The organism is Qipengyuania sp. (assembly GCF_043423005.1).
Lineage (GTDB): Bacteria > Pseudomonadota > Alphaproteobacteria > Sphingomonadales > Sphingomonadaceae > Qipengyuania.
On record NZ_JBHWMI010000004.1, the window covers coordinates 63738 to 88898 of the forward strand.

Sequence of the window (25161 nt, forward strand, 5' to 3'; positions counted from 1 at the left end):
GTGGCGTGGCGGCGGCCTTAGGCAAGGGCCGGAAATGCGTCAACCCTGCAATTGGCGGGGCCCGACGAAAGCCGTCAATCGGCGTAGGCCGCGTCTTCAAGATGAAGTTCGGCCGCCGGAACGGCACCCCAGTCGTCAACTTTCGCCCGGCCGGCGAGCCACAGCTTGCGGCCGCGGGCGGCATTGAGCAGGGTCTGGCCGAGATCGGTCTCCGCCGCGCGAAAGGCGATGCCTTTGAAACTGCGGCCGTCATCGCCCGCTGCGATGATCCGCACGTGATCATTGCCGACCACGTCGCATTTGACCAGCCGAACCGGGCCGACCGCCAGGCGAGGACCGGGCCAGCCCATGCCATAAGGCCCGCCCCGTTCCAGCGAGTGCACGAGATCGGCGGTCATCCCGCCGGCCGAAACCCCGAGATCGAGCAGCATCTCGCGCGTTTCCGAGGCCCGGGCGACCGTTTCGGCAAGATGTTCGTCCAGCCACGCGGCGAATGCATCCACCCCATCGGCTTCGACCGTCAGCCCGGCGGCCATTGCGTGTCCGCCGCCAGCCACCAGAAGCCCTTCGCCGCGTGCGCGGATGATGGCCGCGCCGAGATCGACCCCGGCAATCGAACGGCCCGAGCCCTTTCCCTGACCGCTCGCCTCGTCGATCGCGATCACCAGCGCGGGCTTGCCGGTCTTCTCCTTGATCCGACCGGCGACGATGCCGATGACGCCGGGGTGCCAGCCGCTGCCGGCAACGACCTGCACCGCGCGGTTGTGCTGGCCGGAAAGCTGCGCTTCGGCCGCTGCCTGCACCTCCGCCTCGATCGCCCGGCGCTCCTCGTTGAGGGCGGAAAGCTGCGCGGCGATGGTCGCCGCTTCGTGCGGATCGGCGGTGGTCAGCAGCCGCACGCCGAGGGTCGATTCGCCGACCCGGCCACCCGCATTGATCCGCGGGCCCAGCGCAAAGCCCAGGTCCGAACAGATCGGCGCGCGCTTGAGGCGGCTGGCATCGATCAGCGCGGCAAGGCCGATGTTCTGACGCCGGGCCATGACCTTCAGCCCTTGCGCGACGAACGCGCGGTTGAGCCCGTGCAGGGCGGCGACATCGGCCACCGTCCCCAGGGCGACCAGATCGAGCAGCCCCATCAGGTCAGGCTCGGCGCAACGATCGAAATAGCCACGCCGCCGCAGCACGCGCACCAGCGCCACCGCCAGCAGGAATGCGACCCCGACCGCGGCAAGGTGGCCGTGCGAGGCGGCGAGATCGTTTTCATCGAGCCGGTTTGGATTGACCAGCGCCGCCGCAAGGGGAAGCTCGGGCGCGCATTTGTGATGGTCGACCACGATCACGTCGACCCCGGCGTCGCGTGCCTGTTGCAGGGCCTCGTGCGCCATCGCCCCGCAGTCGACCGTGACGATGAGGCTGCATCCCTCTTCCGCCAGTCGCACCAGCGCCTCGCCCGAGGGGCCGTAGCCTTCGAGCAGGCGGTCAGGGATGTAGTAGCCTGCCTCCACCCCGAGATCGCGCAGCAGGCGGATGAGCAGCGCCGAACTGGTCGCGCCGTCGACATCGTAATCACCGTAGATGACGATCTTCTCATGGCCGAAGATGGCCTGCGCCAGCCGGTCGGCGGCGGCATCCATGTCGTTGAATTCGCTGGGATCGGGCAGGAAGTCGCGCAAGGTGGGCGCACGGTGGCGGGCCAGATCGTCCTCCGCCACCCCGCGCGCGAGGAGCAGCTGGCGAACGATCGCCTCGCCATCGCCGAGCGCGCTTTGCCCAAGCTCCATGTTGCCGCCGCGCCAGCGCCATGCACGCCCCGTCAGCGATCGGGATACGCCGAAGACATGGGGGATCGCGTGCGTTGCCATGGCGTCCATCTAGCGGGGCGGCGGGCCGGGCGAAAGGCGCCGCAGTTGACAATCGACAGGGCGGGGCATCGAATGGCGGCCATGGACACTCCGCCGCTCCTCATCGTCTGGCACAGCCGCACCGGGGCGAGCGAGGCTCTCGCCCGTGCAGCCGGAGCAGGGGCGGGGGCGGGTTCGCAGATGGTGCGTGCCGGCGAGGTATCCCCCGATGCGCTGCTGGCGGCGCGGGGGTACCTGTTCGTCGGGCCGGAAAACCTCGCCGGGTTAAGCGGCGAGATGAAGGAGATGTTCGATCGCTGTTATTACCCCGTCCTCGGGCGGATCGAGGGGCGCGCCTATGCAACCATCATCGCCGCCGGGTCGGACGGCGAGGGAGCGCAGCGCCAGCTCGACCGGATCGTGACGGGCTGGCGGCTGCGCCGGGTCATGCCTGGCGTGATCGTCAATCTGGGGGCCCAGACTGCCCCGCAGATTGCCGCCGCCAAGACCGTTCCGCAGCCCGCGCTGGGCGATGCCCGGTCCCTCGGCGAAGCGTTTGCCGAAGGGCTGGCACAAGGCATCTTCTAGGCGCTCGTCAGTTCCATCACCGCACGCCGGGCCTCGGCATATTCGCGTTCGAGCCGCGCGACCGTCGCCTCCACCGGGGCGACCTCGTTGACCACGCCGATGCCTTGCCCCGAACCCCAGATGTCCTTCCAGGCCTTGGCCTTGGTATTGCCGCCGCTGCCGAAGTTCATCTTGCTGGGATCGCTGTGCGGAAGATTGTCGGGATCGAGCCCGGCGCTCTCGATGCTTGAGCGCAGGTAATTGCCGTGCACCCCGGTGAAGAGGTTGGAATAGACGATGCCATCGGCACCGCCGGCCACGATGCTGTCCTTGTACCCCTCGCTGGCGTTGGCCTCTTCCGTCGCGATCCAGGGCGAACCGATATAGGCGAAATCAGCCCCCAGCGCCTGCGCGGCGAGGATCGAACGGCCGTGCGCGATCGAACCCGACAGCGCGACGAGGCCCCCGAACCATTCGCGAATTTCCTGCATCAGCGCGAACGGGCTTAGCGTGCCGGCATGGCCGCCCGCGCCTGCAGCGACCGGAATCAGGCCGTCGGCGCCCTTCTCGATCGCCTTGCGGGCAAAGCGGCTGTTGATGACATCGTGCATGGTGATCCCGCCCCAGCCGCGCACCGCGTCGAAGATCTCCTCGCGCGCACCCAGCGAGGTGATGACCAGCGGCACCTGCCATTTGGCGCAGGTCGCCATGTCGGCCTCGATCCGGTCGTTCGACTTGTGGACGATCTGGTTGACCGCAAAGGGCGCCGCGGGGCGATCGGGGTTGGCGCGGTTATGCGCCGCCAGTTCCTCGGTAATGCGGTGCAGCCATTCGTCGAGTTCGCTTTGCGGGCGGGCGTTGAGCGCGGGAAAACTGCCGACGATACCCGCCTTGCATTGCGCAATGACCAGTTCCGGACCCGAGACGATGAACAAGGGCGAGCCGATGACCGGCAGGCGCAATTTGTCGAACGGGGCGGGAAGGGGCATGGGCATGGCCTTTGCGTTGCTGAATGAAACCAGCAGCGGCTTATGGCGCGCCGTACGGCCTGTCGAGAGTGACGTTGCGGCAGGTTTCAGTCCGCGGGCAGCAGGTGTTCGATCCCGTAGACCTGCGCCGCGGTGCCCGCGAACAATGCCTGTTTCTCATCCGCCGATGCGCCGGCGGCGAGCCGCTTGAACGCATTCCACAGCACCGGATAGCTCGCGCCCCAGCGATCGACCGGATAATTCGATTCGAACATCGCCCGCCCGGGGCCGAACGCCTCGATGCAGGTTTCGACATAGGGCCGCCACAGGGCAGCGAGATGGTCTGACCCGTATCCCCTGGCAGGCCCGTCGCCCGGCAGTCCGCAGAAAGCCATGCCGAGACCCCCGAGTTTGACGACGACGTTTTCGCATTGCGCCAGCGTCCGGATGCTGCGGCGCCAGCGGTCGAAATTCTCGTGCAGCCTGCCCTGATGGCTGGCGATGCCGAGCGGCGTTCCGCAATGATCGAGGATGATGGTTTGCTGCGGGAAGGCGCGGGCAAGGTCGATCACCTCGGCAAGCTGCGGTTCGAGAACCCAGGCATCGAAGGTGAGGCCGAAGTCGGCATAGGCGGCGAAGCCGGACCGGAAGGCTTCGGAACCGTACAGGCCCTCGGGCGCGTGAAAGGGCGGGCCCAGCACTTCGGGGTCGGCATCCCAGGCGCCGGCGTGACGGATCCCGCGAAATCTGCCGTTCCCGGCCGCGATCAGCGCCTCGATCACCGGGCGAACCTCGTCGCCCAGCGTCAGATCGGCGTGCCCCACGATGGCCGCGCAGGGGCGCCATTCGCCGTAGAGGCCGCTTGCCCCCTGTGCAGCCACGCCGTTGGCGAACTCGACCTCCCCCACCGGTTTCATCCCCTCCGGCCGCGAACCGTCGTAAAAGGCGCCGCATTCCATATAGACGGTGGCAATGATCCGGTGCCCCGAATGGGTATCGGCATGAAGCTGGTCGAAAGTGTAATAGGGCGCCCCTGCGATCGCCTCGAGGAACGGGTGGCGGGGCGTGGGGAAGGCGGGGAGGAGCGGGCGCAAGTCCCACAAATGATGATGCGGGTCGATGATCGGCAACAAGGGTTCGAGAATGTCTTCGGTCATCGGCGTTCTCCTCGGGGTTTCACGATGGTGTCACGATTGGGGGACGGCCGACAAGGCATTCGCTGACGAAGTTGCGAACAGCGCGGGGAAGGCTTCCGCCACGTCGTCAGGCGCGGCGGCTACCCGCGCCCAGGCGGCAGGGGGCTGATGCCGGAACCAGGTGTATTGCCGCTTGGCATAGCGGTGCGTGGCGAGCTTGCCCGCCTCGGCAGCGGCTTCACGCGTCTTTTCGCCGCGCAGCATGGCGGCAATTTCGGGCACCCCGATCGCGCGCATGACGGGTAGGCCGGGATCGAGCTGGCGGGCCAGCAGGGTGGCCACCTCAGCCTCCGCGCCGGCGGCAAGCATCGTCTCGAACCGCCGGTCGCAGCGGGCATAGAGCCATTCCCGTTCCGGCAGCAGGACCAGCGGATGCAGCGTGACCGCGCCGGCGATCCCGCCGCGCTTTTCCTGCTGCCAGTGGGCAAGAGTGCGCCCGGTCGATCGGATCACCTCGAGGGCGCGCATCGTGCGCGCACTGTCGCCGGGGGCAAGCCGGGCCGCCGCCGCCGGATCCTCCTGTTCCAGAGCCGCGCGGGCGACCGGTTGATCCAGTGCGCGAACCGCGGTCCGGATAGTGGGATCGATCGGCGGGATGGGGGCGATGCCGTCGAGCAGGGTGCGCAGGTAAAGGCCCGTCCCCCCGCACAGGATCGGCACCACGCCCTCACTGTGCAGGCGGGCGATGACGTCTCTTGCGGCGCTTGCCCAGTCGGCGGCGGAGCAGGCCTGTGCGCCGTCCCACGCGCCGAACAGCAGGTGCCGTATCCCGCCCATCTCGCGATCATCCGGCCGGGCCGACAGGATGGCAAGGTCGGCATAGACCTGTGCGCTGTCGGCATTGACGATGGTGGCCTGTCGCCCCCCGCGATGAAGCGCCTGTGCCAGCCGCACCGCGAGATCGCTCTTGCCGCTCGCAGTCGGCCCTGCGATGAGCGCCAGCGGCGGCTTCAGAGGAGAGTGCGCAGTGCTCATCGCCCGGCTGATAGCAGACGCCGACGCGCTTGATACCCGGTTGGACCGTGCCAGCGTCATGCTGGCCGCCGAGGGCATGCCGATCGCCATGGCATCGATGCTCGATTTCTGTAGCGACGTGTTGCAGATCGCGCTGGCGGATGGCGATGCGGCAACCATGCGCAGCGTCATCGACGAGGCCTTCGGGCCGTGCGACATGCTGATAGCGGATCACGATATCGAGGTTCCGCGCCTGCTCGTCTCCGACATGGATTCCACCATCATCGGCCAGGAATGCATCGACGAACTGGCCGACTATGCCGGGCTCAAACCGCAGATTGCCGCGATCACCGAACGGGCGATGGCGGGCGCGCTTGATTTCGGGGCGGCGCTGCGCGAACGGGTCGCCCTGCTCGAAGGGTTGGACGAAGAGGCGATTGCCCGCTGCCTTGACGAACGCATCCGTCCGGTCGAAGGCGCGCGAACCCTGGTGCAGACGCTTAAGGCGAAGGGCTGCCGCACGGTGCTGGTCACCGGCGGGTTTCACCATTTCGCCGATCCGGTGGCCGAACAGGTCGGGTTCGACCGGGTGGTGGCCAACCGCCTCGCCGTCAGCGCCGGCCGTCTGAGCGGCGGGCTCGTCGGGCCGATCAGCGACGCACAAACCAAGCGGGCGGCGCTGGACGAGGAACGCGCCATGCTGGGCGAGGGGGCGCGCGTGCTGGCGGCAGGCGACGGGGCGAACGACGTTCCCATGATCGAAGGGGCGGATTACGGTTTTGCCTGCCACGCCAAGCCGATCCTGCGCGCCGCGGCCAATGGCCGGATCGAAAGCGCCAGTCTCACCGCGATCCTGTCGCTGCTGGGCATTCCGCGCAGCGAATGGGTGATGGGGTAGTTGCAAAGCCGGAACGATTTATTTACATTGATGTCAGTAGTGGCGAACTGGCTACCCAATCGGAAGAGTTCAACGATGGTCGAACACTCTCATCCCCATACCGGCATCGAAGCGGCGAGCGACGGCACCCCCTTGCGCGACCCCGCGCGCGTGCGCCCGCGGTATCGGCCGTTAAAGGCATATGGTCACTTCCTCGACCTGCTGCAGGACAAGGAAGAGACCAGCCATGTCTTCAAGATCTTTGAATCGCTGCCCTCGCGCGATTTCGATCATCGGGTTCGCCGGCTGACCCTGTCGGCCGATGGTGAAGCGCTGCGGCGGGACGAGGCGTATCTGCCGCCGATTCTCGACGGTCACGAAACCTTGCGCAAGATGCCCAGGGGCAGCGTTGCCCACGCCTATTGCGACTTCATGGAACGCGAGGGACTTTCGGCAGCCGGTCTGGTCGCCGAATCGGAGAAGATCGGGCGGCCGCATTTCGACGATCTCACCCAGTGGTACATCGACCGCAGCCGGGATACGCACGACCTGCTGCACATCCTCACCGGTTACGGCCGTGACGCGCTGGGCGAACAATGCGTGCTGCTGTTCACCCATGGTCAGCAACCCAGCCACGGTCATCTTCTGATCGGCTATGCCGGCGCGCACCATATTCGCAAGCTGACGAATTCGCGGGCGCCGGTGCTGCGGGCGGTGCGCCAGGCGCATCGGACCGGTACGGCCTGCCCGACGCTGGTGGACCTCCCGATCAGGCTGCTGCTGTCGATGCAGCTGGACGATGTTCGCGCCGAACTGCAGATTCCCGAGCCAACGTGGTACAGGGAGTGCCACCGAATCTGGCGCGAAGAGGGGATCGACCCTTACGATCTGCTCGCCGCAGGAACGGTGCCGGTCAAGGCGGCCTGACCCGCGATCCGCCGCGGCCCCGGCCGCAGGCGGATCAGCCTTCCATCCAGTCCTGAAAAAAGGCCTCGTTGGTCTGGCGCAGCCGGGCCAGCGGGACCGACCATTCCTCGCCGCCAACCGCGTCGCCGCCAGAGGTGGCGATGATCTCGCAGGTCATGCCCTTGGCGACGGCCGCATCGTGGATTGCGATTTCATCGCCGGTTGGCACCGCGATGAGGTAATGGCCCTGTGTTTCGCCGAACAGGGTGTTCGTATCGGGCCGGCCAAGCAGTTCGACCCCGACATCGCCGGCCAGCGCCATCTCCGCCAGCGCGACCAGCATTCCGCCATCCGCTATGTCGTGCACCACCCACGCCTGACCGGAGGCGATCAGGTCGCGCACGAATTCGCCGTGCTTGCGCTCTTCCTCGAGGAAGACGCGCGGCGGCAGGCCATCCTCGCGGCCGTGGACTTCGCGCAGCCACAGGCTTTGCCCCAGCATCTGCATCGGTTCGCCCAGACGCAGCACCTTCATCCCGTCGCGCAGCGCAATGCGAGCCATGCGGGAATAATCGTCGATGATGCCGACCCCGCCGATGGCCGGAGTGGGCAGGATCGCACTGCCGCCGCCGGTCGCCTTGCTTTCGTTGTAGAGGCTGACATTCCCGCTGACGATCGGGAAATCGAGCGCGCGGCACGCTTCGCCCATCCCCTCGAGCGCGTGGACCAGCTGGGCCATGATTTCGGGCCGCTGAGGGTTGGCGAAGTTGAGGCAGTTGGTCACCGCCAAGGGTCGCGCGCCCACCGCGCACAGGTTGCGATAGGCCTCGGCGATGGCCTGTTTGCCGCCCTCGTAGGGGTCGGCATGGACATAGCGCGGAGTGCAGTCGGTGGTGATGGCCAGCGCCTTGCCCGTTCCGTGCACCCGGACCACGCCGGCGTCCCCTCCGGTCTGGAGAGTGTCGGCGCCCACCTGGCTGTCATACTGCTCGTAGATCCAGCGCTTGCTGGCGAGCGCGGGGCTGCCCATCAGGGTGACGAGATCGGCCGCCACGTCGCCGCTTTCCGGCAAGTCCCCCAGCGGCGCGACGCCGGCCCATGCCTTGTATTCGTCGCGCGAGAGATAGGGGCGGTCGTATTCCGGGGCATCGGCGGCCAGCGGGCCCAGCGGAATGTCGCATACCACCTCGCCATTCCATTCCAGCACCATGTGCCCGGTATCGGTGACCTCGCCAATGACGGCGAAGTCCAGCTCCCACTTGCGGAAGATCGCCTCGGCCTCGGCTTCGCGGCCGGGCTTCAGCACCATCAGCATCCGCTCCTGGCTCTCGCTCAGCATCATTTCGTACGGCGTCATGCCGTCTTCGCGGCACGGCACCCGGTTCATGTCGAGCCGGATACCGGCCTTGCCGTTGGTCGCCATCTCGACGCTGGAGGAGGTGAGGCCCGCCGCCCCCATGTCCTGAATGGCAACGATCGCATCGGTCGCCATCAGTTCGAGGCACGCCTCGATAAGCAGCTTCTCGGTGAACGGATCGCCGACCTGGACGGTGGGGCGCTTTTCCTCCGCATCCTCGCCGAAATCCGCGCTCGCCATGGTGGCGCCGTGGATGCCGTCCCGCCCGGTCTTGGAGCCGACATAGACGATCGGATTGCCGACCCCCGTCGCCGCGGAATAGAAGATCTTGTCCGCATCGGCGACGCCGACCGTCATCGCGTTGACGAGGATGTTGCCGTCATAGGCGGGGTGGAAGTTCGTTTCGCCCGCGACGGTCGGCACGCCGACGCAATTGCCATAGCCGCCGATCCCGGCGACCACGCCCTGTACCAGATGTTTCATCCGCGGGTGTTCGGGCCGCCCGAAGCGCAGGGCATTGGCGTTGGCGACAGGCCTTGCACCCATCGTGAAGACATCGCGCAGAATGCCGCCGACGCCCGTCGCCGCGCCCTGATAGGGTTCGATGTACGAAGGATGGTTGTGGCTTTCCATCTTGAAGATCGCCGCCTGCCCGTCACCGATATCGATCACGCCGGCATTCTCGCCCGGGCCGCAGATCACCCAGGGCGCCTCGGTCGGCAGTTTCTTGAGGTGAAGGCGGCTCGACTTGTAGCTGCAATGCTCGGACCACATGACCGAGAAGATGCCAAGCTCGACCATGTTCGGCTCGCGCCCCAGTGCATGCAGCACCCGCTGATATTCCTCGGGGCTCAACCCATGCTGTTCGACGATTTCGGGGGTGATGGCTGATCCGGTCGTGCTCATGCGAGCGCGCTTAGCGCCGCTTGGGACGCATCGCCAGCCCCATGCCCGGGCAGCGCTGCGTGTAACCGATGCCGGCGTTCTTGACCGGCGCGGCAAGCGCCGTCAAAGCTTGCCCGCAATGGAGACCCCGCCGGAACAGCCGATCGAGAGCATGTCGTTCGAGGATGCACTACGCGCTCTTGAACAGGTCGTGCGCCAGCTTGAGAGCGGCGATATCCCGCTCGACGAAAGCATCAGCCTCTATGCTCGCGGCGAGGAGCTGCGCAAGGCGTGCCAGGCCCGGCTCGACAGTGCGCAGGCGCGGATCGAAAAGATCGTCCAGGATGCCGAGGGCAGGCCTACTGGCACGGTGCCCTTCGATGCCGAAAGCTGACGGGCAGCGCGGGGTGGACGGTGCCATGCCCGAGCGACTGGCCGAAGCCTTCGCCGCGATCCAGCAGGACGTCGATGCCGCCTTCGATGCCTTCCTGCCCGTACCCGACGATTCGCGCGCGCCGCTGCTCGAGGCGATGCGCTATGCCGTGATCGGGGGCGGCAAGCGGGTGCGCCCATTGCTGGTCTGCGCGACCGCCAGGCTCTACGGCGTGGCGCGCGATGCGGCGGTCAATGCCGGCTGCGCGGTCGAGGCGATCCATGCCTATTCGCTGATCCACGACGATCTGCCATGTATGGACGATGACGACCTGCGGCATGGCAAACCCACCGTTCACAAGGCCTTTGGCGAGGCGGTCGCGGTTCTGGCCGGAGATAGCCTGCACGCTCTTGCATTCGATATCCTGACCATGCCGGGTACAAGCGCGGACCCGTTCGTGCGGTCCGAACTCGTCGCCACGCTTGCACGGGCAAGCGGGCACGGCGGGATGGCCGGCGGGCAGATGATGGACATTGCCTCGGCCCAACGCGATTACGATCTGCCGGAGGTCACCCGGCTGCAACAGCTCAAGACCGGTGCGCTGCTGGCCGCCAGCGTCGAACTCGGCGCGATCCTCGGCAAGGTGCCTCCGGAAGGACGCACGCACCTGCGCGCCTATGCCCGCGATATCGGGCTTGCCTTCCAGATCGCGGACGACCTGCTCGACGTCGAGGGCGACGAGGACAAGGCCGGCAAGGCGCTGCGCAAGGACGAGGGGCAGGGCAAGCAGACCTTCGTCACCCTGATGGGGCGGGACGCCGCGCGCCGGCAGGCGACGGTGCTTGTCGAACAGGCCGGGCAGCATCTCGCCAGCCATGGCGCCGAAGCCGAGCTGCTGATCGAGCTGGCGCGCTTCGTCGTGCGAAGGGATCACTGATGAGCACCCGGATCGGCGTCTATCCCGGCACTTTCGATCCCATCACGCTGGGTCATGCGGACATCATCCGCCGCGGCTCGAAACTGGTCGACCGGCTGATCGTGGGCGTCACCACCAACCCGTCCAAGGACCCCATGTTCGATACCGAGGAGCGGCTGGCCATGGTCCGGCGCGAGGTCGGGCTGCTCGACCTCGCCAATGTCGAGGTGGTGGGCTTCAACGCCCTGCTGGTGAAGTTCGCGCGGCGGATGGGGGCCAGCGTTCTTGTCCGCGGGCTGCGGGCGGTGGCCGATTTCGAATACGAATACCAGATGGCCGGCATGAACCAGCAACTCGACGACGATATCGAGACGGTCTTCCTGATGGCCGACGTGTCGCTGCAACCGATCGCCTCGCGGCTGGTCAAGGAGATCGCCTTGTTCGGCGGCGACATCGCCCCATTCGTCAGCCCGGCGGTGTGTGACGAGGTTGTCGCCCGCGTCGCCGCGCGGGGCCAGCGCGGCGATTACTAGCCCCCAGCTATTCATTGAACCGACAGCGCCGGCACGGTAATGGGCACGCCGATCAGGACTTTCCGACGGGATATTCATGCCGAAGCCGACGTTCGCTTTCCTCGCCGCCGCACTTGTCGCCGCCACGCCCCTGGGTGCGGCCGCACAGGATCAGCCGGCCGAGACGCCAGCCGCCACCGTTCCCGCGACCCCTCCCGCCACGCCGGCACAACCGGTTTACGGCAAGGTCGATTACGATCTGTCGGCCGAGCGCGAGAATATCCTCCTGCTCGACCTTTCCAATGGCCAGCGGGTGGCCATCCGCCTGATGCCGAGCTGGGCACCGGCGCATGTCGCCCGCGTGAAGGAACTGGCGCGGACCGGGTTCTACGATGGCGTCATCTTCCACCGCGTGATCGATGGCTTCATGGCACAGACCGGCGATCCCACCGGGACCGGGCAGGGCGGCTCGCCGCTGCCTGACCTGGCGGCCGAGTTCAACCCCATGCCGCATGTCCGCGGTACGGTATCGATGGCCCGTGCCGCCGCGGAAGACAGCGCCAACAGCCAGTTCTTCATCGTTTTCTATCCCCGCTTCAGCCTCGACAAGAAATACACCAACTTCGGCCGCGTGATCGCCGGGATGGATGCGGTCGATGCGATCAACCGGGGGGAACCGCCAGCAAATCCGACCCGGATCGTGCAGGCCTCCATCGCCAGCGACAACCGCCCCGCGCCGGCATTTCAGCCGATCGCACCGACGGGCGGCGTGACGACGGAAGACCTGAACGCCCCCATCGGCAGCTAAGCCCTTTGCCTTTGCGGCGCGTCTTTGGCAGGCGCGCAGCATGAAGGTCGACCTTTTCGATTTCGAACTCCCGCCCGAGCGGATCGCGGTGCGTCCGGTGAACCCGAGAGACAGCGCGCGGATGCTGGTGGTCGAGGGCGGGCAGGCGCCGTTCCTCGACCGGAGCGTTGCCGACCTGCCGCAGCTCCTGCGCCGCGGTGACGTGCTGGTATTCAACGATACCCGCGTCATTCCCGCCCAGCTCGAAGGCCGCCGGGGGGAGGCGAAGATCGGGGCGACTTTGCACAAGCGGATCGACCTTCGCCGTTGGCAGGCCTTCGTGCGCAATGCGAAGCGGTTGCGTGAAGGAGACGCCGTTGCCTTCGCTGATGGGGTGTCGGCAACGGCCGAACGCCGCTTGCCCGATGGCAGCTATGTGATCCACTTCGCCGGAGACGATCCGGTCGAAGTGCTGCTCGAGCGGGCAGGGCAGATGCCGCTGCCGCCCTACATCGCCAGCCGCCGCGCGACCGACGCGCAGGATCGTGCCGACTACCAGACCATGTTCGCGCGCGAGGACGGCGCGGTTGCCGCGCCCACGGCCGCGCTCCACTTCACGCCGCGGCTGACCAATGCGCTCGCCGCCGCGGGGATCGGTTCGGAGACGCTTACCCTTCATGTCGGCGCCGGGACATTCCTGCCGGTCAAGGCCGAGGATACCGCCGACCATGCGATGCATGCCGAATGGGGCCGGATCGAGCCCAAGGTGGCACAGCGGCTCAACCGCGCCCGCGCCGATGGTGGCCGGATCATCGCGGTGGGCACCACCAGCCTGCGCCTGCTCGAAAGCGCCACGGGTGAGGACGGGACCATCCGGCAATTTGCCGGCGATACCGAAATCTTCATCACCCCCGGCTATCGCTTCCGCGCGGTGGACGGGCTGATGACGAACTTTCACCTGCCCAAATCGACACTGTTCATGCTGGTCAGTGCGTTAATGGGGCGCGAACGGATGCAAGCGGCCTATGCACACGCTATTGCCGATGGCTACCGATTCTACAGCTACGGCGATTCCAGCCTGCTGATTCCATGAGGGGGACGAAAATGCGAAAGATAATCGCCAGAACTGTTCTGGCCGCCAGCCTTCTGGGCGTCATGCCTGCCGCCGCGCAGGCGCAACTGACCGCGGTGCCCAATCAGGCATCCGCCGCGTTGGGGGAATGCCTGGTCGGCAAGTCGAGCGGCGAGGATCGCATGCTCGTGGCCCGGTGGATGGGTACCAGCCTGGTCATGTCGCCGGCGATGAAGGATATCGCATCCGTCGACGCGGCCAAGAAGGACGAGATCGACCGTGCGATGGCCAGGCTGTTTACTCGCCTGATGACGGTGGAGTGCAAGGCCGAGATGGCGGTGCTGGTCAAGAACCGCGATGCAATGGGTATCGAGGCGGCAAGTGGTCGCCTCGGTGAAATGGCCATGCGCGAACTGCTGCAGGATCCTGCGGCAATGCAGGCCCTGATCGCCTACGCCCGCTACGTGGATCCCGCGGCAATGCAGAAGCTGGCGGAGTAGCCATCGGGTGGAGCCGATCCTCGAACTCAGCGGGCTGACCAAGGTCTACCCGAGCGGATTGAAAGCGCTCGACACTGTCGACCTGACGATCCGCCAGGGCGAGATTTTCGCCCTGCTGGGTCCGAACGGGGCCGGCAAGACCACGCTGATCGGCGCGGTGTGCGGACTGGTCCGGCCGACCAGCGGCACGATCCGGGCATTCGGCCACGATCTGGCGCATGACTGGCGCCGCGCTCGCGCCCGCATCGGTCTGGTGCCGCAGGAACTAAGCACCGACATGTTCGAGCCGGTCGAGCGTGCGGTAAGCTATTCGCGGGGCTTGTTCGGCCTTGGCCCGGACAGGGCCAGGGTCGAGGAAATCCTCCGTTCGCTCAGCCTGTGGGACAAGCGCAACGAACGGATCATGGCGCTTTCGGGCGGCATGAAGCGGCGCGTGCTGATCGCCAAGGCACTGGCGCACGAGCCCGATCTCCTGTTCCTCGACGAACCGACCGCCGGGGTCGACGTCGAGCTGCGCAAGGGCATGTGGGCGATCATCGCGCAGATGCGGGCGCGGGGCACCACGATCATCCTGACGACCCACTATATCGAGGAAGCCGAGGAAATGGCCGACCGGGTCGGAATCATTCGCGGCGGGCGGCTGGTCATGGTCGACGAAAAGGCCGCGATGATGGCGCGTCTCGGACGGACCGAGGCGCATATCACGCTGGCCGAGCCCCTGAGCGAACTGCCCGAAGCACTGGCCGGGCTGCCCGTCGAACTTGAAGATGGCGGCACCGCCCTGCGCTATCGCGGCGGTGACGGCACCGGCAAGGGCAAGGCGGAAGTGGCGCACTTGACCAAGCGCCTGCTGGCAGCCGGCATCGACTACACCGGGATCGACGTGCGCGAAAGCAGCCTCGAAGACATCTTCGTATCGCTGCTTGGCGAAGACGAGGTTAAGCCCGCAGAGGCCGCGCGATGATCAGCTGGCGCTCGACCTGGGCGATATACACCCGCGAACTGATGCGCTTCCTGCGCACCGCGTTCCAATCCGTTCTGGCGCCGGTATTGACGACGGCCCTCTATTTCATCGTCTTCGGCGCCGCCATCGGCGGGCAGATGCCGGACCTCGGCGGGGTCGAATACGGCGCCTTCATCATTCCCGGCCTGCTCATGCTCACGCTGCTGGGCGAAACCACCAGCAATTCAAGCTTCGGCATCTACATGCCCCGCTTCACCGGGACGATCTACGAGTTGCTCTCCGCACCGGTCGGGGTGGCGGAAACGCTGATCGGGTTTGTCGGTGCGGCGGCCACCAAGAGCCTGATCCTCGCCGCAATCATCCTCGTCACCGCGCGGTTTTTCGTCGACTATCAGATCGCGCACCCGGTGCTGGCGTTCCTGTACATCATTCTGGTCGCGGCAGCCTTCAGCCTGTTTGGCTTCATCCTGGGTATCTGGGCCGACAATTTCGAGAAGCTGGGTATCATCCCGCTGCTGTTCCTGACCCCCCTGACTTTCCTTGGCGGCACCTTCTATTCGATCGACATGCTGCCCCGCCCGTGGGACACGATCGCCCTGTTCAATCCGATCGTCTATCTGGTGAGCGGCCTGCGCTGGACCTTCTATGGCAGCGCCGATGTGGACATCCGCGTTTCCTTTGCCATCACGCTCGGCTTTCTCGCGCTGTGCGTGGCGGTCATCGCCTACATCTTCCGCACGGGCTGGCGGCTGCGGTCCTGACCGGCTAGGCGCAGCGCGCCATGACCCGCTTTGCCTTCACCATCCATGCGACCGACGGACGCGCGCGTACCGGCGAGATTGCGATGCAGCGCGGCACGATCCGCACCCCGGCCTTCATGCCGGTGGGCACCGCGGCCACGGTAAAGGCGATGAAGCCCGAGACCGTGCGGGCAACTGGCGCCGACATCATCCTCGGCAACACCTATCACCTGATGCTGCGTCCGGGGGCGGAGCGGGTGGCGCGGCTCGGCGGGCTGCACCGATTCATGAACTGGCACTGCCCGATCCTCACCGACAGCGGCGGTTATCAGGTGATGAGCCTGTCCGACCTGCGCAAGCTGACGGAAGAGGGCGTCGAGTTCCGCAGCCACATCGACGGCTCGCGGCACATGCTGACACCGGAACGCTCGATGGAGATTCAGCGGCTGCTGGGCTCGGACATCGTCATGGCTTTCGACGAGTGCCCGCGGGCCGACCAGCCGCGCGACGTGATCGCCGCCAGCATGGAAATGTCGATGCGCTGGGCCAGACGCAGCCGCGCTGCCTTCGATGCGGGGGGCGAACACGCGGCAGGCGCGGCGCTGTTCGGCATCCAGCAGGGCGCCCTCGATCGCGATCTGCGGCAGGCATCGGCCGAGGCGCTGACCGACATCGGGTTCGACGGTTATGCCATCGGCGGGCTCGCCGTCGGGGAAGGGCAAGAGGCGATGTTCGCCACGCTGGACTTCGCGCCCGGCCAGCTTCCCGCTGACCGTCCGCGCTACCTGATGGGGGTGGGCAAGCCCGACGATCTTGTCGGCGCGGTGGAGCGCGGGGTCGACATGTTCGATTGCGTGCTGCCCAGCCGATCGGGCCGCAACGGGCAGGCGTTCACCTGGGCTGGCCCGCTCAATCTGCGCAATGCGCGTTTTGCCGAGGATAGCGAGCCGCTGGACCAAAGGTGCGCGTGCTCGGTATGCTCGACCTATACGCGCGCCTATCTTCATCATCTGGTCAAGGCGGGCGAGATCCTGGGCGCGATGCTGATGACGGAGCATAACATCGCCTTCTACCAGCAGCTGATGCAGGCCATGCGCGATGCAATTGTCGCTGGTACGTTCGCCAGCTTCGCCGACGCCTTCCGCGACGATTATTGCGCCGGCGGCGGAAAATGACTTGGCGCCGCGCGGTCGTCATCGGGGCGAACGGGGGGATCGGCAGCGCGCTGGCAAAAGGTCTGGAGACCCACGGCGCGGCAGTCGTCCGGCTGGCGCGCAGCGAAGCCGGCGACCGCCATATCGACCTGACCGAGGGCAGCATCGCCGCGGCGGCGGACAGCGTAGGCGCGGGGGGCCCATGCGATCTGGTGATCGTTGCGACCGGCATGCTTCACGCGCCCGGCATCCAGCCCGAAAAGACCTGGCGGCAGCTTGCGCCAAATGCGCTTGCGCAGCAGTTCGCCGTGAATGCCATCGAACCGGCGCTGGTGGCGAAGCATTTCCTGCCGCTGCTCAGCGAGGATCGGCGGGCGGGCTTCGCCGCGCTGTCGGCGCGGGTCGGGAGCATCGCGGACAATCGCCTTGGCGGATGGTACGGCTACCGGGTCAGCAAGGCGGCGCTCAACATGCTCGTACGCAGCCTGTCGATCGAACTTGCGCGCAGCCGTCCGCAGGCGTTCTGCGTCGCGCTTCATCCCGGAACCGTGGACACCCGATTGAGCGCGCCATTCCAGCGCAATGTGCCGGCGGGCCAGCTGTTCGACCCGGCAACTTCCGCGACCGCGCTGCTGGATGTGCTTGACCGCTGCGATGCCCGGACGACCGGGCGCATCCTTGCCTGGGACGGAACGGAGATCGCGCCGTGATATCGGAGTTCGCCGCCGTGCGCTGAGTGCCGCTCGTCAGGCGGGCAGTTTCTCGCGCAGTTCGAGGATCGTTCCGCGATAGGCCACGAAGGTGCCGGCGGCATCGAGGAAGCCTGCCCCGATCCGGCACGCGAATGCCTGTGCGTCGCGGAGCGAATCGTACCATTTGCCAGCGCGTTTTGGGGTCACGAAACGATACTGTGTCATGCTGCTGCGGAAACACCCAATGCTGTTCGGGGGTTCCATGCAACCCCCTGCAAAATCGACGAATACCAACAAAAAAGCGGCCCCGAACGGAGCCGCTTCCCTGTGTCCCGCAATGGGCCGGATCAGCGCGAGTAGAACTCGACCACGAGGTTGGGTTCCATCGTCACCGGATAGGGCACCTCGTCGAGCTTGGGCACGCGGGTGAAGGTCACCTTGTCGGTGCCGTCGGGTGCGACGTAGTCGGGGATGTCACGCTCGGGCAGGCTCTGCGCCTCGATCACCAGCGCCATGTCCTTCGCCTTGTTGCCGAGGCTGACGACATCGCCGACCTTGACCCGCGCCGAAGCGATGTTGGTCTTGATGCCGTTGAGATAGATGTGTCCGTGGCTGACGATCTGGCGGGCGGCAAAGATGGTCGGCGCGAACTTGGCGCGGTAGACCACCATGTCGAGCCGCTGCTCGAGCAGGCCGATGAGGTTCTGGCTGGTATCGCCCTTCATCCGCGACGCTTCGGCATAGGTGCGCTTGAACTGCTTTTCGGTCACGTCGCCGTAATAGCCCTTGAGCTTCTGCTTGGCGCGCAGCTGAAGGCCGAAGTCGCTCACCTTGCCCTTGCGCCGCTGGCCGTGCTGGCCGGGCCCGTAGGAACGCTTGTTGACCGGCGAATTCGGACGACCCCAGATGTTTTCCCCCATCCGGCGATCGAGTTTGTACTTGGCGCTCTTGCGCTTCGACATGAGTCGTGTCCTTCGATTTGCTGAACTGCCCGCCGGCCTCACCACAAGACCGACCGCAGCCATTGAACCCGGCATCGCACCGCTGGACGCAAGGTCCAGCGCGGCCGCCGCTTCACCGGGGTGCGGAGCCAATTCGCGAAGCCGCGCCCATAGCAGGAACGCGCCGGCGGTCAAGCATCGCGCGCGGCGCGGCAGAATGCCTGCACCAGAGCTTCGTCCTTGGCCCCCGGCGATGTTTCGACGCCGGACGAGGTATCGACCAGCGGCGCGCCGGTCTGCACGATGGCCTCGGCGACATTGCCAGGCGCCAGCCCTCCTGCCAGCCCCCAGCCGGTCCGTCCGCGCCAGCCGTGCAGCAAGGTCCAGTCGAAGCGCAGACCCATGCCGCCGGGCATCGCCGCATCGGCAGGGGTGCGCGCATCGAACAGCACGAGGTCCGCACATTCGCGGTAGGCCGCCGCTCGGGCGACATCGTCTGCCGTGGTGACCGGAATCGCCTTCCACACCGGCAGACCGAACCTCTGCCGCAGTTCGAAGGCGCGTCGGGGCGTCTCGTCGCCATGCAATTGCAGCACGTCGAGCTGGCCCGCTTCAACCGCCTCTGCAATCTCGGTATCGCCCGCATCGACGAACAGGCCCACCCGGCGGATCTGCCCATCGCTGCGCTGTGCCAGCAATCGCGCGTCGGCGAGGCTGATGTTGCGCGGGGAAGGGGGGAAGAAGACGAGACCGATGTAATCGGCCCGAGCGGCAATCGCGGCAGCGGCGATAGCAGGCGTCGACACGCCGCAAATCTTGATCATCGCCATGCTGCCGGGTGTGCTAGAGCGAGGCTTCGATCTCGCGCGCCGCCGCGACCGGATCGTCCGCGCGCGATATCGGCCGCCCGATGACGAGGACGCTGGCACCATCGTCGCGCGCCTGACGCGGAGTGACGACGCGCTTCTGGTCGCCGCTCGACCCGCTGGCGAGGCGCAAGCCGGGGACGACGAAGAAACCGTCCTTCCACCGGTCGCGCACCGAACGGACTTCCTGCCCCGAACAGACGATCCCGTCGAGCCCGGCCTGCTGCGCTAGCTCTGCCAGCCGCAGGACGTGATCCGATGGCGCGCCGGTCACCCCGGTGCGGGCGAGATCGCGTTCGTCCATGCTGGTGAGAAGCGTGACGGCGACAACCCGGGTATGCTCGTCTGCCGCGGCCTTGGCATCCTCCATCATTGCCCGGCCGCCCGCGGCATGGACGGTGACGATCGAAGGTTGCAGCACGCTGATCGCCCGCATCGCGCCGGCGACGGTATTGGGAATATCGTGAAGCTTGAGGTCGAGGAAGATCGGCAGCCGCGTCTCCTGCGCGATTTCGTGCACCCCGTGATGACCATGCGCGCAGAAGAACTCCAGCCCCAGCTTGACCCCGCCGAGATGCGACCGCACCCGCCGGACGAGCGCGAGGCCATCGGCCAGTCGCGGAACATCCAGCGCCAGATACAGCGGGTTCGCCATCAGCGGATCGTCGGCTCCCGGTCCACCGGATCGGGTTGCAGGTCGGGCCCGCCCGGCCGGGTTGGCGGCGCATGGGTGGCGGCCTCGTCGTGCCGCGTATTGATGCGGGCGATCGAGCTTTCCAGCGCCTGGTTCTGACGCTTCAGCCGCCAGCGCACGCCGCGGTGATAGAGCCAAGTCGGAACCAGCCCGATCAGGAACGCCACGATCACCAGCGCCGGGATACGGGTTTCCCAGACGATGCCCGGCCAGATGCGGACATCGATTTCCTTGTCCCAATTGCCGAACGAGAAGACCAGAACGCCGACCAGCAGCAATACCCACAGGATGGTCCGTACGACCTGCATCACGCGCTCTCCCACCGTTGTTTGGCGGCGATGCTAGGCGGGGCGGGCGGGTTCATCAAGCAACCTCGCCGAAGACCCGCTCGAAAATGGTCTCGACGTGCTTGAAATGGTAATTGAGGTCGAACTTCTCCGCGAGCGTTTCCGGGGGGAGGGCGGCAGTCACCTCGTCGTCCTGCTGCAGCAGGTCGAGCAATTGCAGCCTGCCATCGGATTCCCAGACCTTCATCGCATTGCGCTGCACCAGGCGATAGGCATCCTCGCGGCTGACACCGGCCTGCGTCAGCGCCAGCAGGACGCGCTGCGAATGAACCAGCCCGCCCATGCGGTCCATGTTGGCCTGCATCCGTTCCGGATAGACCAGCAGCTTGTCGATAACGCCGGTCAGCCGGGCAAGCGCGAAGTCGAGCGTGATGGTGGCATCCGGACCTATGAACCGTTCGACCGAAGAATGGCTGATGTCCCGTTCGTGCCACAGGGCGACGTTCTCCAGTGCCGGCAAGGCATAGGCGCGGATCATCCGGGCCTGTCCGGTCAGGTTTTCGGTGAGGATCGGATTGCGCTTGTGCGGCATCGCGCTCGATCCCTTCTGGCCGGGCGAGAAGTATTCTTCCGCCTCGAGCACCTCGGTCCGCTGCAGGTGCCGGATTTCGACCGCGAGCCGTTCGATACTGCCGGCGATCACCGCAAGGGTGGCGAAGAACATGGCATGCCGGTCGCGCGGGATGACCTGGGTGCTGACGGGTTCGACCGTCAGTCCCATCTTCTCGGCCACATACTGCTCGACCGCCGGATCGATATTGGCGAAGGTACCGACCGCGCCGGAGATCGCGCAGGTGGCGATCTCCGCCCGCGCCGCGACGAGGCGGCTGCGGCAGCGGTCGAACTCGGCATAGGCCTGCGCGAGCTTGAGGCCGAAGGTGACGGGTTCGGCGTGGATCCCGTGGCTGCGCCCGATTGTGGGGGTATGCTTATGCTCCAGCGCGCGGCGGCGGATCGCCGCCAGCAGTTCGTCGAGGTCGGCCAGCAGGATGTCGCTCGCCCGGGCGAGCTGGACGGCGAGCGTGGTGTCCAGCACGTCGCTGCTGGTCATGCCTTGGTGCATGAAACGCGCCTCATCGCCGACATTGTCCGCCACCCAGGTCAGAAAGGCGATCACGTCATGCTTGGTGACCGCCTCGATCTCGTCAATCGCGGCAACGTCGATCCTGGGGCCTGTCGCCCACCAGTCCCACAGGGCCTGTGCGGCAGAGGCCGGAACGACGCCCAGTTCGCCGAGCTTCTGCGTGGCATGGGCCTCGATCTCGAACCAGATGCGATAGCGTGCCTCGGGCTCCCAGATGGCGGTCATTTCAGGGCGGGCGTAACGGGGGACCATCGGAAGGCTCCGGCAGATGGATGACGATACCGGCGCCGCTAGGGGGTGACGCGACCGGAGGCAAGCAGTGTGCCCCCGCCGCGATCGTTGCGGACGGGCATCATAATGCGCCGAAGTGATGCAGAGGGGCGACCAGCCGTTGAGAAGCGGGGGCGAATCGACTATCCGTCTTGGCCGAGAGGAATTCCCATGGTCGCAAAGTATCTTCTGGCAGCTGCGCCTATCGCGCTCATCGTCGCCCCCGCCCCGGCGTTCGCCGGCGAGGAGGTCGCCTACGCCGCCGCCCCCTCATGGGTCGTGCCGGCCGATATCGATGCCGCCATGAAGAACCGCCAGGAACTGGTCCTGGCCGATCGCCAGGTCATGCTGAAGGACGGGGTGGTGCAGCGCTATGTCGACATGGCGTACGATCTGCGCAGCTCGGAAATCCTCGGCCGGCTCGGCACGCTCCAGTTCGCGTGGATGCCCGACAAGGGCGACCTTATCGTCCACCGTCTCGAACTGCGACGCGGCAAGGAGGTGATCGACCTGCTTGCCCAGGGCGTGAAGCCCGAGGTCATCCGCCGCGAAAGCGAGCTTGAGCGCCGCTCGATCGACGGAATGCTGACCGCCGTGGTCAAGGTGCCGGGTGCCCGGGTGGGGGACGTGCTGCGCTTCACCGTGTCGACGACGTTGAAGGATCAGGCACTGCGCGAGGAAATGCAGGCCATCGAGGGGTACATGGCCGAACCCGCCAAGGTCGGTTTCGGTCGTCTGCGCATGTCGTGGCCCGCAGATAGCGACGTGAACTTCAGCAGTATCGGCGATGCCGAAGTGGCCGAACTGCCGGTCAGAAACGGCATCCGCACGGTCGAGGTAATGCTGCCCATCGCCAAGCAGGACGAAATTCCGCAGGATGCGCCCGGTCGCTATCGCATGGCGCCCATGCTGGCGGCGGGTAGCTTCGCCTCGTGGGCGGAAGTGGCGGCAGTGATGGCGCCGCATTATGCGACCGAGGGGACGATTGCGCCCGGCAGTGCCCTGGCGAAGGAGGTCGCGCGGATCAGCGGCGCCGCCCGCACCCCACTCGAACGCGCGGCGCTCGCGCTGCAAAGCGTTCAGGACGAGATCAACTATCTTGCCAACGGCATGAACGGCGGAAACTATCTGCCGCAATCCCCCGCCGATACCTGGAGCCTGCGCTACGGCGACTGCAAGGCCAAGACCCTGCTGCTGCTGGCGATGCTGCACGACATGGGGATCGAGGCGCGGCCGGTCCTCGTCAATACCGACAACGGCGATGCGGTTTCGCGGTGGCAGCCGCTGCCCGGCGCATTCGATCACGTGATCGTTCACGCCCGGATCGACGGCAAGGATTACTGGCTCGACGGCACCGGTTCGGGCGGGCGCCTTGCCAATATCGACGAAGTACCGCACTTCGCCTATGCCCTGCCGCTGATCGCGCAGGATGCGCAGCTGGTGAAGCTGGAACAGCGCTGGCCGGCATCGGCCGACCGGGTGATGAAGCTGCGCTACGACTACAGCCGCGGGGTCGATCTGCCCGGCCTGGTCGACTTCGAGGTGGAAACCCGCGGGCAGATGGCTTCGTGGATGGAAGCCCGGGCCGCCGAAAGCGATACCCGCACCCAGCTGTCGCACGCGCAGAACTATTTCAAGGATTTCATCGACGCGATCTTCTATGAGGGCACGTTCACCTATGACGAGGTCGCAGGCGTCGGCCGCCTGAACGCGCGCGGCATCGTGTTCGAGCCCTTCCAGCTGGAGCGCAATACCGCCAACCTCGACATCGATACCGCATCGACCAACTGGTCGTTCGATCCCGATCGGTCGCGCGCGGCGTGGCGTGACATCCCTTATATGCCGGGCGGTCCGATGACGACGCGCTATGAAGTTACCTATGTTCTGCCCGAAGGCGACGGGGTGATCGAGATGCGGGGCGAGCCCGATCTTGCCGAACAGGTCGTCGCCTCGACCCGCCTGTCCCGCGAAGCGCAACTCGCCGGCCGCACGCTGACCGTGCGCGACATGGCGAGCTATGTGCCGATCGAAGTGCCCGCCCGCGAAATCGCCGCGCAGAAGGCGGCGATGCGGTCGCTGGTCAGCAAGGATCCCGAAATCCGCATCACCGATCCGCGCCGTTCCTGGGAACTCAGCGACGCGGAAATCAGGCAACGGGTAAGCACGTTGATCCCGCCGGTGACCACGCTGGTCGACCTCATGAAGGACGAGCCGCAGATGCCCGCCTTCCGGGCCGCTTTCCGGATGTCGATGCGCGACTACGAAGGCGCTCTTGCCGACGTCGATCGCACGCTGGCCAGCGCCGCGACGGCGGAGGGGCATCTGCTGCGCTCCAACATCCTGTCCAGCATGGGCCGGTTCGGCGATGCGGCCGAAGCTTCTGCGAAGGCCTACGACCTCGACGGCAGCCTGGACACGGCCTCGGCCCATGCCATGACGCTGGCCTATGCGGGTCGCCACGAGGAAGCGCTGGCGGTGCTCGACGATCTCGACCTGTCGGGGGACGAGGCTTCGCAGGTGGCGATGACCTTTGCCGAAATCGCCGGGAGCACCGCGCGCAAGGACGAGGCGTGGCAGAAGCTTGTTGCCGCGACCGAGGATCGCCCGTCGGACAAGAGCCTGCTCAATTCGCAGTGCTGGTTCATGGCGACCTGGTCCTACCGCCTCGATGAAGGCGCGGAACTGTGCGACAAGGCGGTGCGCGTGGGCGATTACGATGCGCCGGTGCTCGATAGCCGGGCAATGCTTTATCACCGCCTCGGCCGCGACGAAGAGGCGCTGAAGGATATCGACGCCGTCCTGCGCAAGCAGCCGGGGATGGCGGCAAGCCTCTATCTGCGGGGCGTCATCCTGTCCAAGAGGGGCGATCGGGCCGCGGCCGCGCGCGATATCGAGCATGCCCTGCGCATCGAACCGGCGATCGCGGAACGCTATCGTGCCTATGGTCTGGTGCCCGCCAGATAGCGGGCGTCAGACGAGGCCCTTCGCCCGCATCGAGACGTGGCAACCCTTGCCCACGATCACGTGGTCATGCACCGTCACGCCGAGCAGGCGTCCGGCTTCGGCGATGCGGTTGGTGATCGCGATGTCGGCCCGGCTGGGCTCGGGATCGCCGCTCGGGTGGTTGTGCACCAGGATCAGCGCGCTCGCGCCGATGTCGAACGCCCGGCGGATGACTTCGCGAGGGTGGATCGCGGCCTCGTCGATCGAACCTTCCGCGGCCAGATGATCGAGGATCAGCCGGTTGCGCGTATCGAGATACAGCACGCGCACGCGCTCGTGCCGCAGGTGGCTCATGTCGATCGCAAGATAGTCGAGCAGGGCCTGCCAGCTGCCGAGAACCGGCTGTTCCTCCACCGCCCCGCGCGCCATGCGCCGGGCGGCGAGGGCGGCGGCGTGGAGCGCGGCGGCGCTAGCCTCCCCCATGCCCTTGACCTGCGCCAGAGCGGCAGGTTCGGCGTTCATTGCCGCGGCAAATGATCCGAACTGCGCGATCAGCCGCTTGGCCAGCGGCTTGGTATCGCCCTGCCTGATGGCGGCGAACAGCAGGTATTCGAGCAACTCGTAGTCGGCCAGCGCCTCCGCCCCGCCGCCGAGCAGCCGCTGCCGGAGCCGTTCGCGATGTCCGATGCCGGAATGCGGCGTGCCATTCTGGGGCACTTCGCCCTGCGCCCGTCGCGCCATCCGCGCCCCCTTCG

At 66.6% G+C, this 25161-nt stretch carries 26 protein-coding genes; 14 read left to right on the forward strand and 12 right to left on the reverse strand.

The features are described from left to right. Nucleotides 1-74 precede the first annotated feature (74 nt). Nucleotides 75-1862, reverse strand: coding sequence for a single-stranded-DNA-specific exonuclease RecJ (recJ, locus tag ACHFFA_RS00610; RefSeq protein ID WP_394268895.1), 1788 nt, complete (start codon nucleotides 1860-1862; stop codon nucleotides 75-77). A gap of 81 nt (nucleotides 1863-1943) precedes the next feature. Between recJ and ACHFFA_RS00615 the strand changes: the two genes are divergently transcribed. Then, nucleotides 1944-2429 carry a flavodoxin family protein gene (locus ACHFFA_RS00615; RefSeq protein WP_394268896.1) on the forward strand — a complete coding sequence of 162 codons (486 nt, stop codon included), beginning with the start codon at nucleotides 1944-1946 and terminating at the stop codon, nucleotides 2427-2429. Here the strand turns inward: ACHFFA_RS00615 and ACHFFA_RS00620 are convergent. From ACHFFA_RS00620 to miaA, 3 genes are all read right to left on the reverse strand, one after another. Next, nucleotides 2426-3397 (reverse strand): NAD(P)H-dependent flavin oxidoreductase, encoded by a 972-nt coding sequence (locus ACHFFA_RS00620; protein WP_394268897.1) that lies wholly within the window; start codon nucleotides 3395-3397, stop codon nucleotides 2426-2428. The two genes, ACHFFA_RS00615 and ACHFFA_RS00620, sit on opposite strands and share 4 nt — an antisense overlap. Before the next feature lie 86 nt (nucleotides 3398-3483). After that, nucleotides 3484-4533 (reverse strand): amidohydrolase family protein, encoded by a 1050-nt coding sequence (locus ACHFFA_RS00625; protein ID WP_394268898.1) that lies wholly within the window; start codon nucleotides 4531-4533, stop codon nucleotides 3484-3486. A 30-nt stretch (nucleotides 4534-4563) separates the two neighbouring features. After that, nucleotides 4564-5547 carry a tRNA (adenosine(37)-N6)-dimethylallyltransferase MiaA gene (gene miaA / locus ACHFFA_RS00630; RefSeq protein WP_394268899.1) on the reverse strand — a complete coding sequence of 328 codons (984 nt, stop codon included), beginning with the start codon at nucleotides 5545-5547 and terminating at the stop codon, nucleotides 4564-4566. On the opposite strand from miaA, the gene serB reads away from it, so the two are divergent. After that, the gene (gene serB, locus ACHFFA_RS00635; RefSeq protein WP_394268900.1) at nucleotides 5540-6424 is read left to right on the forward strand and encodes a phosphoserine phosphatase SerB; all 885 of its coding nucleotides are present in this window, start codon (nucleotides 5540-5542) and stop codon (nucleotides 6422-6424) included. The two genes, miaA and serB, sit on opposite strands and share 8 nt — an antisense overlap. Nucleotides 6425-6499: 75 nt before the next feature. Continuing rightward, nucleotides 6500-7330 (forward strand): Coq4 family protein, encoded by an 831-nt coding sequence (locus ACHFFA_RS00640; protein WP_394268901.1) that lies wholly within the window; start codon nucleotides 6500-6502, stop codon nucleotides 7328-7330. A 34-nt stretch (nucleotides 7331-7364) separates the two neighbouring features. Here the strand turns inward: ACHFFA_RS00640 and purL are convergent, their stop codons facing one another. After that, nucleotides 7365-9572 carry a phosphoribosylformylglycinamidine synthase subunit PurL gene (gene purL, locus ACHFFA_RS00645; RefSeq protein ID WP_394268902.1) on the reverse strand — a complete coding sequence of 736 codons (2208 nt, stop codon included), beginning with the start codon at nucleotides 9570-9572 and terminating at the stop codon, nucleotides 7365-7367. A 118-nt stretch (nucleotides 9573-9690) separates the two neighbouring features. Here purL and ACHFFA_RS00650 point away from each other — a divergent pair, with 118 nt between their 5' ends. The 10 genes from ACHFFA_RS00650 (at nucleotide 9691) to ACHFFA_RS00695 (ending at nucleotide 17279) form a co-directional block, all read left to right on the forward strand. Continuing rightward, nucleotides 9691-9945 carry an exodeoxyribonuclease VII small subunit gene (locus ACHFFA_RS00650; protein WP_394268903.1) on the forward strand — a complete coding sequence of 85 codons (255 nt, stop codon included), beginning with the start codon at nucleotides 9691-9693 and terminating at the stop codon, nucleotides 9943-9945. A gap of 25 nt (nucleotides 9946-9970) precedes the next feature. Continuing rightward, on the forward strand, nucleotides 9971-10861 hold the full coding sequence (locus tag ACHFFA_RS00655) for a polyprenyl synthetase family protein (protein ID WP_394268963.1): 891 nt from the start codon (nucleotides 9971-9973) through the stop codon (nucleotides 10859-10861). After that, entirely contained in the window at nucleotides 10861-11373 is a 513-nt protein-coding gene (coaD, locus tag ACHFFA_RS00660; RefSeq protein WP_394268904.1) for a pantetheine-phosphate adenylyltransferase, read from the forward strand. The genes ACHFFA_RS00655 and coaD overlap by 1 nt, the downstream gene beginning before the upstream one ends. Nucleotides 11374-11449: 76 nt before the next feature. Then, entirely contained in the window at nucleotides 11450-12160 is a 711-nt protein-coding gene (locus ACHFFA_RS00665) for a peptidylprolyl isomerase (protein WP_394268905.1), read from the forward strand. A gap of 40 nt (nucleotides 12161-12200) precedes the next feature. Next, nucleotides 12201-13232, forward strand: coding sequence for a tRNA preQ1(34) S-adenosylmethionine ribosyltransferase-isomerase QueA (queA, locus tag ACHFFA_RS00670; protein ID WP_394268906.1), 1032 nt, complete (start codon nucleotides 12201-12203; stop codon nucleotides 13230-13232). An 11-nt stretch (nucleotides 13233-13243) separates the two neighbouring features. Then, nucleotides 13244-13711: a hypothetical protein gene (locus ACHFFA_RS00675; protein ID WP_394268907.1), complete on the forward strand. Its 468-nt coding sequence runs from the start codon at nucleotides 13244-13246 to the stop codon at nucleotides 13709-13711. Between the two features lie 7 nt (nucleotides 13712-13718). Then, the gene (locus tag ACHFFA_RS00680; protein ID WP_394268908.1) at nucleotides 13719-14675 is read left to right on the forward strand and encodes an ABC transporter ATP-binding protein; all 957 of its coding nucleotides are present in this window, start codon (nucleotides 13719-13721) and stop codon (nucleotides 14673-14675) included. Beyond that, the gene (locus ACHFFA_RS00685) at nucleotides 14672-15436 is read left to right on the forward strand and encodes an ABC transporter permease (protein WP_394268909.1); all 765 of its coding nucleotides are present in this window, start codon (nucleotides 14672-14674) and stop codon (nucleotides 15434-15436) included. Before ACHFFA_RS00680 ends, ACHFFA_RS00685 begins: the two co-directional genes overlap by 4 nt. A gap of 20 nt (nucleotides 15437-15456) precedes the next feature. Beyond that, nucleotides 15457-16590, forward strand: a complete 1134-nt coding sequence (tgt, locus tag ACHFFA_RS00690) for a tRNA guanosine(34) transglycosylase Tgt (RefSeq protein ID WP_394268910.1) — start codon at nucleotides 15457-15459, stop codon at nucleotides 16588-16590. Next, nucleotides 16587-17279, forward strand: coding sequence for an SDR family NAD(P)-dependent oxidoreductase (locus ACHFFA_RS00695; RefSeq protein ID WP_394268911.1), 693 nt, complete (start codon nucleotides 16587-16589; stop codon nucleotides 17277-17279). The genes tgt and ACHFFA_RS00695 overlap by 4 nt, the downstream gene beginning before the upstream one ends. Nucleotides 17280-17315: 36 nt before the next feature. On the opposite strand, the gene ACHFFA_RS00700 is transcribed toward ACHFFA_RS00695, so the two are convergent. From ACHFFA_RS00700 to purB, 6 genes are all read right to left on the reverse strand, one after another. Further along, the gene (locus tag ACHFFA_RS00700; RefSeq protein ID WP_394268912.1) at nucleotides 17316-17468 is read right to left on the reverse strand and encodes a hypothetical protein; all 153 of its coding nucleotides are present in this window, start codon (nucleotides 17466-17468) and stop codon (nucleotides 17316-17318) included. 140 nt (nucleotides 17469-17608) lie between these two features. Continuing rightward, nucleotides 17609-18223 carry a 30S ribosomal protein S4 gene (rpsD, locus tag ACHFFA_RS00705; protein ID WP_394268913.1) on the reverse strand — a complete coding sequence of 205 codons (615 nt, stop codon included), beginning with the start codon at nucleotides 18221-18223 and terminating at the stop codon, nucleotides 17609-17611. A 170-nt stretch (nucleotides 18224-18393) separates the two neighbouring features. Then, a complete protein-coding gene (locus tag ACHFFA_RS00710) occupies nucleotides 18394-19032 on the reverse strand; it encodes a phosphoribosylanthranilate isomerase (protein WP_394268914.1) in 639 nt (212 codons plus the stop codon). 13 nt (nucleotides 19033-19045) lie between these two features. Then, nucleotides 19046-19723 (reverse strand): orotidine-5'-phosphate decarboxylase, encoded by a 678-nt coding sequence (pyrF, locus tag ACHFFA_RS00715; protein ID WP_394268915.1) that lies wholly within the window; start codon nucleotides 19721-19723, stop codon nucleotides 19046-19048. Further along, nucleotides 19723-20073, reverse strand: a complete 351-nt coding sequence (locus tag ACHFFA_RS00720) for a LapA family protein (protein WP_394268916.1) — start codon at nucleotides 20071-20073, stop codon at nucleotides 19723-19725. Before ACHFFA_RS00720 ends, pyrF begins: the two co-directional genes overlap by 1 nt. Nucleotides 20074-20125: 52 nt before the next feature. After that, a complete protein-coding gene (purB, locus tag ACHFFA_RS00725) occupies nucleotides 20126-21445 on the reverse strand; it encodes an adenylosuccinate lyase (RefSeq protein WP_394268917.1) in 1320 nt (439 codons plus the stop codon). 189 nt (nucleotides 21446-21634) lie between these two features. Here purB and ACHFFA_RS00730 point away from each other — a divergent pair, with 189 nt between their 5' ends. Continuing rightward, entirely contained in the window at nucleotides 21635-24427 is a 2793-nt protein-coding gene (locus tag ACHFFA_RS00730) for a DUF3857 domain-containing protein (RefSeq protein ID WP_394268918.1), read from the forward strand. A 6-nt stretch (nucleotides 24428-24433) separates the two neighbouring features. On the opposite strand, the gene radC is transcribed toward ACHFFA_RS00730, so the two are convergent. Next, the gene (radC, locus tag ACHFFA_RS00735) at nucleotides 24434-25147 is read right to left on the reverse strand and encodes a DNA repair protein RadC (protein WP_394268919.1); all 714 of its coding nucleotides are present in this window, start codon (nucleotides 25145-25147) and stop codon (nucleotides 24434-24436) included. Between the last annotated feature and the right edge of the window lie 14 nt (nucleotides 25148-25161).

Excerpts from the sequence above, each read along its gene's own strand:
- ACHFFA_RS00685 (WP_394268909.1), top strand. The coding sequence starts at position 14,672 with ATGATCAGCTGGCGCTCGACCTGGGCGATATACACCCGCGAACTGATG.
- purL (WP_394268902.1), bottom strand. The coding sequence starts at position 9,572 with ATGAGCACGACCGGATCAGCCATCACCCCCGAAATCGTCGAACAGCAT.
- ACHFFA_RS00695 (WP_394268911.1), top strand. The coding sequence starts at position 16,587 with ATGACTTGGCGCCGCGCGGTCGTCATCGGGGCGAACGGGGGGATCGGC.
- ACHFFA_RS00655 (WP_394268963.1), top strand. The coding sequence starts at position 9,971 with ATGCCCGAGCGACTGGCCGAAGCCTTCGCCGCGATCCAGCAGGACGTC.
- ACHFFA_RS00665 (WP_394268905.1), top strand. The coding sequence starts at position 11,450 with ATGCCGAAGCCGACGTTCGCTTTCCTCGCCGCCGCACTTGTCGCCGCC.
- ACHFFA_RS00625 (WP_394268898.1), bottom strand. The coding sequence starts at position 4,533 with ATGACCGAAGACATTCTCGAACCCTTGTTGCCGATCATCGACCCGCAT.
- purB (WP_394268917.1), bottom strand. The coding sequence starts at position 21,445 with ATGGTCCCCCGTTACGCCCGCCCTGAAATGACCGCCATCTGGGAGCCC.
- radC (WP_394268919.1), bottom strand. The coding sequence starts at position 25,147 with ATGGCGCGACGGGCGCAGGGCGAAGTGCCCCAGAATGGCACGCCGCAT.
- tgt (WP_394268910.1), top strand. The coding sequence starts at position 15,457 with ATGACCCGCTTTGCCTTCACCATCCATGCGACCGACGGACGCGCGCGT.
- ACHFFA_RS00710 (WP_394268914.1), bottom strand. The coding sequence starts at position 19,032 with ATGGCGATGATCAAGATTTGCGGCGTGTCGACGCCTGCTATCGCCGCT.
- ACHFFA_RS00730 (WP_394268918.1), top strand. The coding sequence starts at position 21,635 with ATGGTCGCAAAGTATCTTCTGGCAGCTGCGCCTATCGCGCTCATCGTC.
- ACHFFA_RS00640 (WP_394268901.1), top strand. The coding sequence starts at position 6,500 with ATGGTCGAACACTCTCATCCCCATACCGGCATCGAAGCGGCGAGCGAC.
- recJ (WP_394268895.1), bottom strand. The coding sequence starts at position 1,862 with ATGGCAACGCACGCGATCCCCCATGTCTTCGGCGTATCCCGATCGCTG.
- ACHFFA_RS00675 (WP_394268907.1), top strand. The coding sequence starts at position 13,244 with ATGCGAAAGATAATCGCCAGAACTGTTCTGGCCGCCAGCCTTCTGGGC.
- miaA (WP_394268899.1), bottom strand. The coding sequence starts at position 5,547 with ATGAGCACTGCGCACTCTCCTCTGAAGCCGCCGCTGGCGCTCATCGCA.
- ACHFFA_RS00620 (WP_394268897.1), bottom strand. The coding sequence starts at position 3,397 with ATGCCCCTTCCCGCCCCGTTCGACAAATTGCGCCTGCCGGTCATCGGC.
- queA (WP_394268906.1), top strand. The coding sequence starts at position 12,201 with ATGAAGGTCGACCTTTTCGATTTCGAACTCCCGCCCGAGCGGATCGCG.
- ACHFFA_RS00615 (WP_394268896.1), top strand. The coding sequence starts at position 1,944 with ATGGACACTCCGCCGCTCCTCATCGTCTGGCACAGCCGCACCGGGGCG.
- ACHFFA_RS00650 (WP_394268903.1), top strand. The coding sequence starts at position 9,691 with ATGGAGACCCCGCCGGAACAGCCGATCGAGAGCATGTCGTTCGAGGAT.
- rpsD (WP_394268913.1), bottom strand. The coding sequence starts at position 18,223 with ATGTCGAAGCGCAAGAGCGCCAAGTACAAACTCGATCGCCGGATGGGG.
- coaD (WP_394268904.1), top strand. The coding sequence starts at position 10,861 with ATGAGCACCCGGATCGGCGTCTATCCCGGCACTTTCGATCCCATCACG.
- pyrF (WP_394268915.1), bottom strand. The coding sequence starts at position 19,723 with ATGGCGAACCCGCTGTATCTGGCGCTGGATGTTCCGCGACTGGCCGAT.